We start from the raw sequence: 13,802 nt of genomic DNA, 5'->3' as shown, positions 1-13,802 counted from the left end.
GGCTCAGCTCAAGGGAAAAGCCTTCCTTGGACAGCTTCATGCTCTGCAGGGAGCTGCGCTCGAAGCGGTCCATCAAGTCAAAAATTTCTTGGTTGGTCATGGTATATCCTTTCAGAAAAAAGCGTTCTGGCCGACGGATAAAGCGCAGGCGGCCGCTTGCAACAAGCCGCCGCCTTCGTACTTTAACGGGAAGGCGCAGAGACTGCGCCGGGACAGAAAGAAAGCGGCGGGGGGACGGTGTCCCCCCGGCGGCCGCTTACTCCTTGTGGGTGTTCAGGTAGTCCATGATGTCGCCAACGGTCTTCAGGTTGGCAACGTCCGCATCATCGATCTTGATGTTGGCGGCCTCTTCCAGAGCCATCACCAGCTCCACGGAAGCCAGGGAATCGGCACCCAGATCGTCAGCCAGAGAGGCCTCGGGGGTCACCTGATCAGCCTCGCAGCCCAGGGTTTCCACGATGATATCGCGCACTTTCTCGAATTCCATATCGGTACTCCTTATGTTCAAAAATAGTTGCAATTATTTTAATTAAAATATTTTAAATAAAATAATCAAACTGATTGTACCAGACACAGGCCATTTGTCAAGTAGAATTTTGGCAGAAACTATGGAAAATTTTTGTAAACAGACCGGTTTGCGGGCGGCGAATATAAATAAAATGATAAAATGCGGGGCTTTCTGCAAGACGGCGCGAAAAGAGGTTCCCTTTTTCCCAAATATCTGCTATATTTCCTTTTATGAAGAAAATGCGCCGCCTGTGCAGGCGGCGCCATGAGAAGCGGCGAGGGAGCATTGTATGAAAATCATCATTGTAGGTGTGGGAAAAGTGGGACTGGCGCTGACCAAGCACCTGTCCCGGGAGAACAAGGTCACCATCATTGACCAGAATCCCCAGCTGGTGGACAACATCATTAATATTTATGATGTGATGGGGGTGTGCGGAAACGGCGCCAGCTACGACGTCCAGAAAGAGGCGGAGGCCGACAAGGCGGACCTGCTCATTGCCACGGCCTCCAGCGACGAGATCAATATCCTGACGTGTCTGGTGGCCAAGAAGCTGGGCATTCCCCACACGATTGCCCGCATCCGCAACCCGGAATATGAAAAGCAGCTGCGCTTCATGCGGGAGGAACTGGGCCTTTCCATGTCCATCAACCCGGAAAAGGCCACCGCCCGGGAGATTGCCCGGGTGCTGCGGTTCCCTGCGGCCATGAAGCTGGAGTCTTTTTCCAAGGGACGGTTGGAGCTGGTGGAGTACCGACTGCCGGAAAATTCCGCCCTCCACGGGATGCGCCTTTCCGACCTGTACCGCAATATCCGGGTCCGGGTGCTGATCTGCGCCGTGTCCCGCCGGGAGGAGACGTACATTCCCTCGGGCGATTTCGTGCTGCAGGCGGGGGACAAGATCTACCTCACTGCCGCGCCCCATGAGCTGGAGCTCTTTTTCCGGCATCTGGGGGTGTTCCGGGGCCGGGCGTCCTCGGTGATGATCGTGGGTGCCAGCAAGCTGTGCTATTATCTGGCTTCCCAGCTCATCGACATGGGCATGTCCGTCAAGATCGTGGACCAGAACCGGCAGCGGTGCGTGGAGATGGGCGAGCGGCTGCCCAAGGCGCTGGTGATTGTGGGTGACGGTACCGACAGCGAACTGCTCCAGGAGGAGGGCATCAGCCAAACCGACGCCTTTGTGGCCATCACCGGCCTGGATGAGGCCAACATCCTCATGTCCATGAGTGCCGCCCGTCAGTCCCGGGACTGCAAGGTGGTGGCGAAGATCAACCGCCGCTCGTTGATGGAGCTGGTATCCACCGAGGGGATGATTGACAGCGTGGTGTCCACCGGTGCGGTGACCACCGAGCTGATCCTCAAATATATCCGGGCCATGAAAAATGCCACCGGCTCCCAGGTCAAGACACTCCACCGGATCGTGGACGAAAAAGTGGAGGCGCTGGAATTTGGCATCAAGGAAAACTACCCCTTTGTAGGGGTCCCGCTGCGGGACCTGCGGATCAGGAGCGGGATTCTGGTGGCGGGCATCGTCCGCCGCAGCGGCCGCATCGTGATTCCCACCGGCGATGATGTCATCAACCAGGGAGACGATGTGATCGTGGTGGCGACGGACACCGAGATCCAGGACATCCGGGACATTTTTCAGTAAAGGAAGGCATGACCCGTGAATAAACGAATGATCGCCTTTGTCATCGGCCGCATTCTGCTGACAGAGGCCGCTTTGCTGGTGATACCGCTGGTGGTGGCACTGCTCTACGGAGAGTCCCTGAAACCGTTTCTTCTGCCCATGGCACTGCTGGTTCTGCTGGGAGCGCTGATGAGCTTCCGCCGCCCCCGGAGCACGGCACTCTTTGCGCGGGACGGCCTGGCGGTGGTGGCGCTGGCTTGGATCGCCATGTCCGCTTTCGGCGCGCTGCCCTTTTATCTCTCCGGGGAGATCCCCAGCTATGTGGACTGCTTTTTTGAGACGGTCTCCGGCTTTACCACCACCGGCGCCAGCATCCTTCAGGAGGTGGAGTCCCTGAGCAAGAGCCTCCTCTTCTGGCGCAGCTTCACCCACTGGGTGGGCGGCATGGGCGTGCTGGTGTTCGTCATGGCCATTTTGCCCATGACGGACGGACACGGCATGCATCTGCTGCGGGCGGAGGTGCCGGGCCCCACGGTGGGCAAGCTGGTCAGCCGCATGGGCGACTCGGCCAAGATCCTCTACGGCATCTATCTTGTGATGACGGTCCTGGAGATCATCCTGCTCCTTCTGGGGGACATGCCCCTCTTTGACGCGTGCATCAACTCCTTCGGCTCTGCCGGCACCGGCGGCTTCAGCTGCCGCAACCTCAGCATCGGTGCCTACGACAACGCCTATTACGACATCGTCATCGGCATCTTCATGCTGCTCTTCGGTGTGAACTTCAACCTGTATTACTTCCTGCTGGTCCGCAAATTCCGGGATGTATTCCACTCTGAGGAGCTGCGTACTTATTTGATTATTGTGGCCACGGCGGTGGCAGCCATCACGCTGGATATCCTGCACATCTACCATTCCGTGGGCACCAGCCTGCGCCATGCCTTCTTCCAGGTTTCCTCCATCATCACCACTACCGGCTACGCCACAGTGGACTTCAACGCCTGGCCTGCGTTTTCCAAGGCCATTTTGGTGATGCTGATGTTCATCGGCGCCTGCGCCGGGTCCACCGGCGGCGGCATCAAGGTGGCCCGCCTGGTGATTTTGACCAAGAGCGCCCTGTGCGACATGAAGCGGATGCTCCATCCCAATGCTGTGACCACGGTGCGCTTTGAGGGCCGCCCTCTGGCGGAGAAGAATGTCCGGGGCGTGCACATGTTCCTGGCGGTGTATCTGCTGGTGTTCTGCGCGTCCTGCCTGCTGGTGTCGCTGGAGCAGGTGGATCTGGTGACGGTGTTCACCGCGGTTGCCTCCTGCATCAACAACATCGGTCCCGGACTGGAGATCGTGGGCCCCATGGGCAATTTCTCCAGTTTCTCCGACTTTACCAAGCTGCTGCTGTCCTTTGACATGCTGGTGGGCCGGCTGGAAGTCTTCCCCATGCTGCTGCTCTTCGCCCCCTCTATCTGGCGGCAGAAGCTGCCCATCCGGCAGATCCGGCTTTGACTTCATACCGCCGCGGCTTTGGCTGCGGCGGTATGCCTTGTGGAGAAAGGAGAACGCCCATGAATCAAAAAGAGCGCATGCTGGCGGGACTGCCCTATCGGGCGTGGCAGGACGGGCTGGAGGAGGAGCGGACACACTGTAAAGAGGTGATTTACGACCTCAACCACCTCCATCCCCGGGACCGGGCGCAGATCCCGGAGATCCTGAAGGCCCTTTTCGGACGGACGGGCGAGGACGTGTGGCTGGAGCCCCCCTTCCACTGCGATTACGGCTGGAATATCGAGGTGGGGGACCACTTCTTTGCAAATTACAACCTCACCATCCTGGACGTGGGGAAGGTGACCATCGGCAGCCACGTGATGATCGCCCCCAATGTCAGCCTCTACACGGCGGGCCATCCCCTCCATCCTGCCAGCCGGGACTCCGGCTATGAGTACGGTGCCCCCATCACCATCGGGGACCACGTGTGGATCGGCGGCAGCGTGGTGATCCTCCCCGGCGTCACCATCGGGGAGGGCGCGGTCATCGGTGCCGGCAGCGTGGTGAGCCGGGACGTGCCGCCGGGTGTGCTGGCCGCCGGAAATCCCTGCCGGGTCCTCCGTGCCATCACAGAGGAGGACCGGGACTACTACTGGCGCAATTTCCGCTTCGACGTCACCGACTACTGACGGCCGACACGGCCATGAAATCCGGCATCGCCGGAGATTGGAGAGCAAGTGATATGGCAAAACACGATCCTTCTGCAAACCGGGACAATTTCCGGTCCAAATGGGGCTTCAAGCTGGCCTGCATCGGCTCCGCCGTGGGCATGGGCAACATCTGGCTCTTTCCCTCCCGAATGTCCCAGTACGGCGCCACTTTTTTGATTCCCTACTTTCTCTTTGTGGCCCTGATCGCCTCCACCGGCGTCATCGGTGAGATGGCCTTCGGCCGGGCAGCCGCAGGCGGCCCCATGATCGCCTTCGGCACCGCGGCGGAGCGACGCACCGGCCGCCGGAACTGGGGCGAGGCCCTGGGCCTTGTGCCGGTGCTGGGCTCCCTGGCCATGGCCATCGGCTACTCCGTGGTGGTGGGGTGGCTCCTCAAGTACGCGGTGGGTGCCTTCACCGGCACCGTGCTGTCCCGGGACGGTGTGGACGCGTTCAGCGCGCTCTTCAGCGAGACGGCATCCGCCTGGGGCAATACGGCCTGGCAGGCGGCGGCCATGGTGCTGACGCTGCTCATCATGGCCTTCGGTATCGCCAGCGGCATCGAGAAGGCCAACAAGGTGATGATGCCGCTGTTCTTTTTGCTGTTTCTGGGGCTTGCGGTGTATATCGCCACGCTCCCCGGGGCGTCGGCGGGATACCGCTACCTCTTCGTGCTGGACCCGGCGGGGCTGCTGGACCCCTATGTGTGGGTCTATGCCTTGGGGCAGGCGTTTTTCTCCCTCTCCATCGCCGGAAACGGCACTTTGATCTATGGGTCCTATCTGCCCCGGACGGAGGATGTGCCCAGGGCCGCCCGGACCGTGGCGGTGTTTGACACCATGGCGGCGCTGCTGGCGGCCATCGTCATCATTCCCGCCATGGCCACGGCGGGGCAGACGCTGGACCAGAGCGGCCCGGGTCTCCTGTTTATCTTCCTGCCCAACCTCTTTGACACCATGCCGGGAGGCACCATTATCATGGCGGTGTTTTTCGTGGCGGCCCTCTCCGCGGGCCTCACGTCCCTCATCAACCTCTTCGAGGCACCCACCGCCACACTGCAGGAGCGGCTGGGCCTTTCCCGGCTGCAGGCGGTGGCGGTCATCGGCGTGGTGGGCCTGGCGGTTGGACTGAGCATTCAGGGGATCGTCTCTGACTGGATGGATGTCTGCTCCATCTACGCCTGCCCGGTGGGGGCACTGCTGGCGGCGGTGGTTTTCTTCTGGATCTACGGAAAAAAGGACTGTTTGGAACAGGTGAATCTGGCTCGCCGGACGCCCCTTGGCGGCTGGTTTTATCCGCTGGCCAAGTACGGCTTTTGCGGCGTGACGGTGTTCGTACTGATCCTGGGCGCGCTGTTGGGAGGTATCGGCTGATATGCGGGAATTTTTCAGAGAACTGGTCCATGCCCTGGAGGGCGGTGAGGCGGCGGAGCTGGTGAGTGTGCTGGAGAGCAGCGGTTCCACCCCCCGGGGCACCGGCGCCATGATGGCGGTGTTCCCCGACGGCCGCAGCACCGGCACCGTGGGCGGCGGCAACGTGGAGTACGAGGCTCAGAAGCTGTGTGCCCAGCTGCTGGCGGAGAAGGAGGATGCACTGCGGCGGTTCCGCTTCGTCCAGGGGGACGCTGCCAGCCTCGGCATGGTCTGCGGCGGAGACGTGACACTGCTCTTTACCTACCTGCCCACCGGGGATGAGGACGCCATCCGGGTGTTCCGGCGGCTGATGGAGCTCTCCGGCGGCAGTGGCGGCGCATGGCTGCTGCGCCGGCTGGAGGGGGAGCATGTCACCGCCATGGAGGCGGCCGCCGCTGGTGAGGCGGACGGGAAACTCCTGGGCGAGAAGCCTGTGCTGGCGGACGGGTGGTTCTCCGTGCCGGTGGAGCGGCCGGGACGGGTGTATCTCTTCGGCGGCGGCCACGTCTCCCAAGCGCTGGTGCCGGTGCTCTCCAGCGTGGGGTTCCGGGTGGTGGTCTATGACGACCGGCCGGAGTTTGCGGACCCGGCGCTGTTCCCGGCGGCGGAGGAGACGCTGTGCGGGGATTTCCTGGCGCTGGAGCGACAGGTGCATGTGACGGCGGACGACTATGTGGTCATCATGACCCGGGGACACCAGGCGGACTACGAGGTGCTCTGCCAGGTGCTCCGCAGCGGCGCCCGGTATTTGGGGTGCATCGGCTCCCGGCGGAAGCTGGCGCTGTGTCGGGAGCGGCTGCTGGCGGCGGGCTTTACCGAGGCGGAATACGCCCGGCTCCACGCCCCCATCGGGCTGCCCATCGGGGCAGAGACCCCGGAGGAGATCGCTGTGTCGGTGGCGGCGGAGCTGATCGGTGTCCGGGCCGGAAAACTGGATTGAGACCCCAGGCGGGGCGGAGCCGGCGGCTTCGCCCCGCTTTTTAAGCCTTGGAAGGGCGGGTGTCTGCGGCGCAAGGACAGGAAGGCAGGTCCTGCCTCTTGTCAAACCGGCCGGGCCCATGGTACAATGATGTATCTTAAATTGCACCATTTTTTTACCACGGAGGGCTGGCGATGGATCGAATCAGCAAGGAAAATTATTATCTGGATATTGCACAGACAGTGCTGGAGCGGGCCACCTGCCTGCGCCGGGTGTACGGGGCCATCATCGTCAAGAACGATGAGATCATCTCCACCGGATACAACGGTGCCCCCCGGGGCCGGGCCAACTGCGTGGACATGGGCTACTGCTCCCGGGAGGCCATGCGGGTACCCCGGGGAGAGCGGTACGAGCTCTGCCGCAGCGTCCATGCCGAGGCCAATGCCATCATCTCCGCCTCCCGGCGGGACATGGCGGGAGGCACACTGTACCTGGTGGGACGGGACGCCCGCACCGGCGAGCTGCTGGGGGACGCCACCTCCTGCGCCATGTGCCGCCGGATGGTCATCAATGCCGGTCTGGGCCGGGTGGTCATCCGCCGGACAGAGACGGAGTATGACGTGGTGAACGTGTCCGATTGGGTAGCGGAGGATGATCTGCTGATCCCCAAGGACCCGGACGCGATTTTGAACGAGCAATAGGAAAGGGAGCCTTCTCTTGAAAACAGGACTTGTGACCTTTTACCACATCCACCATTACGGGGCGCTGCTCCAGGCTTATGCCACGGAGCGGGCGGTGGAGTCCCTGGGCAGCGAGTGTGAGATCATCAACTACTACGTCAACCAGGATAACAGCCTCTTCCGCCGTCCCACCGGCCTGGGCAGCGCCGCCCACGATGCCCATACGGCGCTGCACTACGGCCCGCTCAAGACCCGCTACGAGCGGTTTGAGCGCTTTGCCGGGGAGCGGCTGCATATCAGTGAACACCGCTACGAGAGCTTTGCGGAGCTGCAGGCAGCCCAGCTGCCCTATGATCTGATCCTCTCCGGCAGCGACCAGATCTGGAACCCCAAGATCTTCCCCAATGGCCGGTTTGATCCGGTGTTCTTTGGTGCCTTCTCAGATCAGCGGAAGATCGCCTACGCGCCCTCCTTCGGAATCCCCCGGATTCCTGAGGAGATGGAGGAGGAGCTGGCGGGGTATCTGGGCCAGTTCTCTCACCTCTCTGTCCGGGAGCGGCAGGGACAGCGGATCGTCCGGCACATCACTGGGCAGGACGTGCCGGCGGTGCTGGACCCCACGCTGCTGCTGGACCGCCGGCAGTGGGCGGAGGTTGCGGAGCCTGCCCCCATGCAGGGGGGCTATATCCTCTGCTACTGCATCAGCCGCCCCGGTGCCCTGGCACCCTATATCCACCGCCTGGCGGAGGAGACGGGGCTGCCGGTGGTGCAGCTGTGCGGTATCCGCCAGAAGGTCCATCCCAGGGCTCACTGCGTGCTGGATGCCGGTCCGGCGGAGTTTCTGGGCTGGTTCCAGGGGGCCAGCGTGGTGTGCACCAACTCCTTCCACGGGACCGTGTTCTCCACCCAGTTCCAAAAGCCCTTCTTCACCGCCGTGGCGCCTGCGGAGCTGGCGGAGCCGGAGAGCTCCCGGACCTTCAGCCTGCTCTCTACCCTGGGATTGACGGAGCGGATCATCGGCAAGGGCGATACCGCCGGACTGACGGACGAGATCGACTATGCCGCCGTGGAGCAGCGGCTGGAACGGGCCCGGCAGGGGTCTTTGGACTACCTTCGGGGTGCGCTCACCGGTGCGCCCAGGGAGGAGGAGCACCCCACCCAGGCAGAGACTGCTCCGGACAAGCTACCGGAGCTTGCAGATCACATCCACTGCACCGGCTGTACTGCCTGTGCCAACAGCTGTCCCAGGGACGCCATCACTATGGAGCGGGACCGGGAGGGGTTTGCCTACCCGGTGGTGGACCCGGAGCGGTGCGTCCGCTGCGGCCGCTGCACCGCCGTGTGCCCCCTTCTGCGTACCCGGGAGAAGGCACCCCTTCCGGCGGTGTTTGCCGCCTGGAACCGGGACGATGCCATCCGCAAGGACTCCACCTCCGGCGGTGTGTTCACGGCGCTGGCGGACTATATCCTGGAAAGCGGCGGCGTGGTGTTCGGCGCCGCATTTGACGGCAAGCAGCACCTGCGCCACATCGCCTGCTTCCGCAAGGAGGACCTGTGGCGTCTGCGGGGGGCCAAGTACGTCCAGAGCGACCTGGGGGAGACCTTCCGCACGGTGAAAAAGACCCTGGAGACCCGCCAAGTGCTCTTTTCCGGAACTCCCTGCCAGGTGGATGGCCTGTACCGCTACCTGGGCTGCCGGCCGGAGAACCTCACCACTTGCGATTTGGTGTGCCACGGGGTCCCGTCCCCCGGCGTGTGGGAGGATATGGCCCGCTCCATCGAGGCCCATAAGCACAAGGGCCTCCAGGCGGTCCGCTTCCGCAACAAGGTCACTGGCTGGAAGGACAGCCACTTCACCACCGTCTATGACGACGGCACCGTGGATTCTGCCCCGCTGTTTTCTACGGAGTACGGCCGGGCCTTTGGCCGGGCGTTGTTCCTGCGGCCCAGCTGCTACCGCTGCCCCTACACCTCCATGACACGTCCTGGGGACTTTACCCTGGGAGATTTCTGGGGCCTGCGGCCGGACGAACTGCCGGAGCAGCAGGAAAAGGGCATCAGCCTCCTCATGGTAAACACCGCCCACGGCAGCCACCTCTTCGACCAGCTGCCCCTGAGTCGTCAGGCGGTCCCCGCTGAACGGGCTATCGCCGGCAATCCCCGGCTGGCAACCCCCATTGCCCTGCCGCCGGACCGGGCCGCCTTCTTCGCATCCTACGCACTGGAGCCCTTTGAGGAGGTCCGCCGGAAATTTTTCCATCTGCCCGCCTTACCGGTGCGGGCGGCGGGAAGGCTCCTCTCCCCGGAGGCCAAGGAGAAAATCAAGCGTCATCTGCGAAAATGACCGGAAAGAGACACATAAGATGTTGCAAATGCGATAGACTATTGGCGGAAAATCCATTAAGATGTAACCATCAATCAGAAATGGAGGGGACCTAGCATGAAAAAGTATGAATGCGAGCCTTGTGGCTACGTGTATGACGAAGCTGCCGGCGACCCTGATAACGGCATCGCTCCCGGCACCAAGTGGGAAGATCTGCCCGCCGATTGGGTCTGCCCGCTGTGCGGCGCCAGCAAGGATGAGTTCAAGGAAATCTGATCAACCGCAAATCAAAAGACGTCCTGCGAAAGCAGGACGTCTTTTTTGCGTTTGATTTAGCTCAGCCGCAGGAGGGCATCTGCCGCCGCAGGGCGGGAACCTTGGGCAGCAGGGTCAGAAGCAGGCCGCCCAGCACGTAGCAGGCGATGGCCTCGCCCACGCCCACGGTGACGGCGTTGTAGGCGAAAGCACCTGCAAAGGCACCGGTGAAGCCGGTCTGCTCAAAGCTGATGACAGCGCCCACGATCACGGCGTTGCAGAGAACGGGGGGCAGAGGTGCCAGCCACTTGTGCTGGGTGTGCTGGGTCCACACGGCGGCCAGCAGCGTGGCCAGAGACCCGAAGATGATGTCCAGCGCGCCGTAGGGGCTGAGGAGGTTTGCCACCAGGCACCCCACAAACAGGCCCGGCGTGGCGGCGGGGAACAGGAAGGGCAGCACGCAGAGGGCCTCGGAGAAGCGGCACTGGATGGGGCCGTAGGCGATGCCGAAGACCGAGGCGAAGTAGGCCAGCACCGCGTAGAGTGCAGCGATGACGCCGGCAGTTGCCAGTTGGTGGGTGGTAAAGCGGGAATTGGACATGAAAAAAGACCTCCTGATGTAGATTCGGAGGTCCTGATACGCAAACGCACAGCAAAAAACCCGGGTAAGGGCCGGGTGACCTCCATTTTTTTGTTTAGAGAACGGCGGAAAAACCGCCGAACGAACGCCCCGGACGGGACGCTTGGACAGGGAGATGGCACCTGTCGACAATTATCATAGCACAGTTTTCCGCAAAATAAAAGAGGAGACCGCAAATTTTTGCGGTCTCCTCCTTTATTTAGTTCGGATCTACGGTGACCACCGCGTAAGCGCCCGCCGCCTCCCGGCTCTCCGGGACGGAGAGGGACGGCTCCGGCGTCTCGCCCTGCTCCGTCAGAGCGGAGAGCAGTGCGTCATACTGGGCCGGGGTGAGGTGGTAGCACACGCTGCCGTCTGTCCCGGTGGAGACGGGGGTGATCTCCTCCGGCAGGCTACCGGCCTGGGCAGCCGAGAGGGAGAGAACAGCGAACACCGGAGCATCATCAGCGTCTCCGGCGGAAGATTCGTCAATGGGGGACGTGGCCTGCGACTCTTCTCCCTGCGGTGCATCCAATCCGTTGGCTGTCTGCAGGGGCGCCTGCGTGATGGCCTGGGCAGGTGGCTGGGTGCTCTCAACAGATGGGGAGGTATCCCGCAGGGTGCTGCTGTCATCCCTGCTTTCCTGCAGGGAGTAGGCGGCGGAAACCTGGGGAGAGGTTTTCCGGGAGAAGGTGTCGGTCTGGGAGGTGTCCGATTCCGGGGCGGTATCCGCCTCCGCTGCGGGGGACTTCGGCTCCGCAGGCTCCGGCTGTGATTCGTCCGCTTCAGCGGTCTCCTGGCGGCTGTGTTCCTGGTCGGAGGCGGCGTCGGAGGTGTCTTGAATCAGCTGCTGCCCAGCGGCCTGGTCGGCGGCGGTGTCCCGCTGGAGCAGGGGGACCTGAACCACTGCGAAAATGGCAAGGCACGCGGCCAGCGGCAGCGCGATCCGCGCCCACCGGGCAGCCGACCGCTTTTTCTGCGGTGCCTTTCCTGCCCGGATGGCTGCCATCACGCCGTCGGCAAAGCCCTCCGGGACCGGGGTATCTTCGATTTTGGGGAAGGCGGCCCGGATGGCCTGGATGTCATCCACATAGGACCGGCAGACATCGCAGGTCTCCAGATGCGCCTGTACGCGCTCCGCCTCCGCGGGCGGCAGCGCGCCGTCCACATACAGGTCCAGCAGGGCCGCAAACTCTTGACAGGTATCCATTTGTCAGCCCTCCTTTCCTGATCCTTTGGACGCAGCGGGGGGAGAAAAGTTCCCACTTTTGAGCAAAAAATTCCGCAGCTGCTTCCGTCCCCGGCTGATACGGGACTTTACCGTTCCCACATCCAGTTTCAGCACCCGGGCGATCTCATCATAGCTGAGCTGATGCATCTCCCGCAGCACCAGCACCTGGCGGTGTTCCGGCGTCAGAGACTGCAGCGCCGCTTCGATCTGGTCCCGCAGCTCCCGCCGTTCTGCCTGCTCCTGGGGGCCGGGGGCGTCGTCAGGCAGGTGCAGGTCTGTCTCCTCATCGTTGAGGGAGGGGCCGGCGGCACTGCGGTGACGGCCCTCCCGCCGCAGAAGATCCACGCAGGCATTGGACGTCAGCCGGTAGAGCCAGGTGGAAAAACTGGCCTCGCCCCGGAAACCGGGCAGGCCCTGCCAGGCGGCGAGAAACGCCTCCTGGGCGGCTTCGGCGGCGTCCTCCGGACTGCGGCAGATCCGCAGGGCCAGCGCCATCACCCGCTTTTCATACAGGCGGACCAGGGAGGCGAAGGCATCCTGGTCTCCCCGGCGGGCGGCCGCGATCCATTGTCGTTCCTGTAAATCGTTCATGACAGGTCCCGTTTGATCCCCCTTGTGATCCGATAGACGTCCTCCAGGGTGTTCATCTGCACGATCTGCTCCTTGTAGTAGCCGGAGTGGGGCACTCCCTTGAGATACCAGCAATAGTGGCGGCGGGCTTCCAGCACGGCGGTGCGCTCCCCCTTGGCGGCAGCCGCCAGCTCAAACTGGCGCACAGCGGTGTCGCACCGCTCCGCCAGGGAGGGCAGCGGCGGAATGGGCAGCCCCTCCAGAGCCGCCTTGGCCTGCTGGAAGAGCCAGGGGTTGCCGAAGCATCCCCGGCCCACCATGGCCATGTCCGCCTTGGTGTGCTGCAGAATCCGCACCGCGTCCTCCGGCTTCCAGATGTCCCCGTTGGCGATGACCGGGACCTTCACCGCCTCTTTGACGGCCCGGATGCAGGTCCAGTCCGCCTGGCCGCTGTACATCTGGGCACGGGTACGGCCGTGGACAGCCACGGCGGAGACGCCGGCCTGCTCCAGAATCCGGGCGAATTCCACGCAGTTGCAGCTGCCCATGTCCCAGCCCCGGCGGAACTTGGCGGTTACCGGGACCTTCACCGCCTTTACCACCGCCTCCACGATCCGGGCGGCGGTCTCCGGCTGGCGCATCAGGGCGGAGCCGTCGCCGTTGTTGACGATCTTCCCCATGGGACAGCCCATATTGATGTCCAGCACATCGGCCCCGGTGCGCTCAATGGCGATCTGGGCGGCCTCCGCCATGCAGACGGGGTCGTGGCCAAAGATCTGCACCGCCGCCGGATGCTCCCCGGGAAACTGCTGCAAGAGGGAGAAGGTCTTTTTGTCCTGATAGCACAAAGCCTTGGAGGAGATCAGCTCCGTGCAGGTATAGCCCGCGCCCAGCTCCGAACAGATCTGACGAAAAGCCACGTCCGTGACACCCGCCATGGGGGCCAGAGCCAGCCGGGAGGAAATTTCCACAGTTCCAATGTGCATAGGGGGTACCGTCCTTTTCTCGGGTTTCCATAATTAAACCCCATGATACCACAGCCTTGTGGAAAAGTCCACCGAGGCGGACCGCCACCGCCGGAAAAAGCGGTTTCCCCCTCTGGAACGGCTGCCTTCGGAGAAAGACGGCCGCTTTTTTCCGCCCCTTTCATTTCCCGACGGAATCTGCCCGGCGGGGGACTGTAAAATGTTGGAACATACCAAGGAGACCGCCCGCCCGGGCGGCGAATCGTAGGAGGGACCTCTGTGCAGCATGGACAGATGATATGGCAGCGGGATCAGGCGACGCGCCTGGTGAGCTGGGGCATCCGCTTTTTCCTGACGGCGGCGCTGACCGCCAGCCAAACGCCCGGCGGCTACGCGCCGTTCGCTCTGGGCTGCGTGGCGGCGGCCGGTCCGGGTGGGAACGGCCTGGCGGCTCTGGTGGGGGCCGGTGTGGGAGCGGTGCTGTTTTTGGACTTTGCGGAT

Annotated in this window: 13 protein-coding genes and 1 pseudogene; 9 read left to right on the top strand and 5 right to left on the bottom strand. The window is 62.9% G+C overall.

The window, feature by feature from the left end:
- Positions 1–256: 256 nt before the first annotated feature.
- The gene (gene acpP / locus QZL67_RS02950; protein ID WP_022289284.1) at positions 257–487 is read right to left on the bottom strand and encodes an acyl carrier protein; all 231 of its coding nucleotides are present in this window, start codon (positions 485–487) and stop codon (positions 257–259) included.
- A gap of 310 nt (positions 488–797) precedes the next feature.
- Here acpP and trkA point away from each other — a divergent pair, with 310 nt between their 5' ends.
- From trkA to rd, 8 genes are all read left to right on the top strand, one after another.
- Positions 798–2,159 carry a Trk system potassium transporter TrkA gene (gene trkA / locus QZL67_RS02945; protein ID WP_022289283.1) on the top strand — a complete coding sequence of 454 codons (1,362 nt, stop codon included), beginning with the start codon at positions 798–800 and terminating at the stop codon, positions 2,157–2,159.
- 15 nt (positions 2,160–2,174) lie between these two features.
- Positions 2,175–3,638, top strand: coding sequence for a TrkH family potassium uptake protein (locus QZL67_RS02940; RefSeq protein WP_292919736.1), 1,464 nt, complete (start codon positions 2,175–2,177; stop codon positions 3,636–3,638).
- A gap of 59 nt (positions 3,639–3,697) precedes the next feature.
- The gene (locus QZL67_RS02935; RefSeq protein WP_022289281.1) at positions 3,698–4,306 is read left to right on the top strand and encodes a sugar O-acetyltransferase; all 609 of its coding nucleotides are present in this window, start codon (positions 3,698–3,700) and stop codon (positions 4,304–4,306) included.
- A gap of 53 nt (positions 4,307–4,359) precedes the next feature.
- The gene (locus tag QZL67_RS02930) at positions 4,360–5,700 is read left to right on the top strand and encodes a sodium-dependent transporter (protein WP_022289280.1); all 1,341 of its coding nucleotides are present in this window, start codon (positions 4,360–4,362) and stop codon (positions 5,698–5,700) included.
- A 1-nt stretch (position 5,701) separates the two neighbouring features.
- Positions 5,702–6,679: an XdhC family protein gene (locus QZL67_RS02925; RefSeq protein ID WP_022289279.1), complete on the top strand. Its 978-nt coding sequence runs from the start codon at positions 5,702–5,704 to the stop codon at positions 6,677–6,679.
- 173 nt (positions 6,680–6,852) lie between these two features.
- A complete protein-coding gene (locus QZL67_RS02920) occupies positions 6,853–7,359 on the top strand; it encodes a deaminase (protein ID WP_022289278.1) in 507 nt (168 codons plus the stop codon).
- A gap of 16 nt (positions 7,360–7,375) precedes the next feature.
- Positions 7,376–9,682 (top strand): polysaccharide pyruvyl transferase family protein, encoded by a 2,307-nt coding sequence (locus QZL67_RS02915; protein ID WP_022289277.1) that lies wholly within the window; start codon positions 7,376–7,378, stop codon positions 9,680–9,682.
- Between the two features lie 96 nt (positions 9,683–9,778).
- On the top strand, positions 9,779–9,937 hold the full coding sequence (rd, locus tag QZL67_RS02910; RefSeq protein WP_022289276.1) for a rubredoxin: 159 nt from the start codon (positions 9,779–9,781) through the stop codon (positions 9,935–9,937).
- A 61-nt stretch (positions 9,938–9,998) separates the two neighbouring features.
- On the opposite strand, the gene QZL67_RS02905 is transcribed toward rd, so the two are convergent.
- The 4 genes from QZL67_RS02905 to dusB form a co-directional block, all read right to left on the bottom strand.
- Complete coding sequence (locus QZL67_RS02905) at positions 9,999–10,517, bottom strand: QueT transporter family protein (protein WP_022289275.1); 519 nt, start codon at positions 10,515–10,517, stop codon at positions 9,999–10,001.
- A gap of 238 nt (positions 10,518–10,755) precedes the next feature.
- Positions 10,756–11,745 (bottom strand): zf-HC2 domain-containing protein, encoded by a 990-nt coding sequence (locus QZL67_RS02900; RefSeq protein WP_022289274.1) that lies wholly within the window; start codon positions 11,743–11,745, stop codon positions 10,756–10,758.
- A gap of 3 nt (positions 11,746–11,748) precedes the next feature.
- Entirely contained in the window at positions 11,749–12,357 is a 609-nt protein-coding gene (locus tag QZL67_RS02895) for an RNA polymerase sigma factor (protein ID WP_022289273.1), read from the bottom strand.
- Positions 12,354–13,322 carry a tRNA dihydrouridine synthase DusB gene (gene dusB / locus QZL67_RS02890; RefSeq protein WP_022289272.1) on the bottom strand — a complete coding sequence of 323 codons (969 nt, stop codon included), beginning with the start codon at positions 13,320–13,322 and terminating at the stop codon, positions 12,354–12,356. Before dusB ends, QZL67_RS02895 begins: the two co-directional genes overlap by 4 nt.
- Positions 13,323–13,580: 258 nt before the next feature.
- Between dusB and QZL67_RS02885 the strand changes: the two are divergent.
- A pseudogene (locus QZL67_RS02885) lies at positions 13,581–13,802 on the top strand (stage II sporulation protein E); the annotation flags it as partial.

Origin of the sequence: Oscillibacter sp. CAG:155, assembly GCA_000436875.1 — a bacterium.
In the GTDB taxonomy this organism is placed as follows: Bacteria; Bacillota; Clostridia; order Oscillospirales; family Oscillospiraceae; genus Oscillibacter.
Note: the sequence above shows the minus strand (reverse complement) of the source record. Positions and strands in the feature narration are given on the sequence as shown.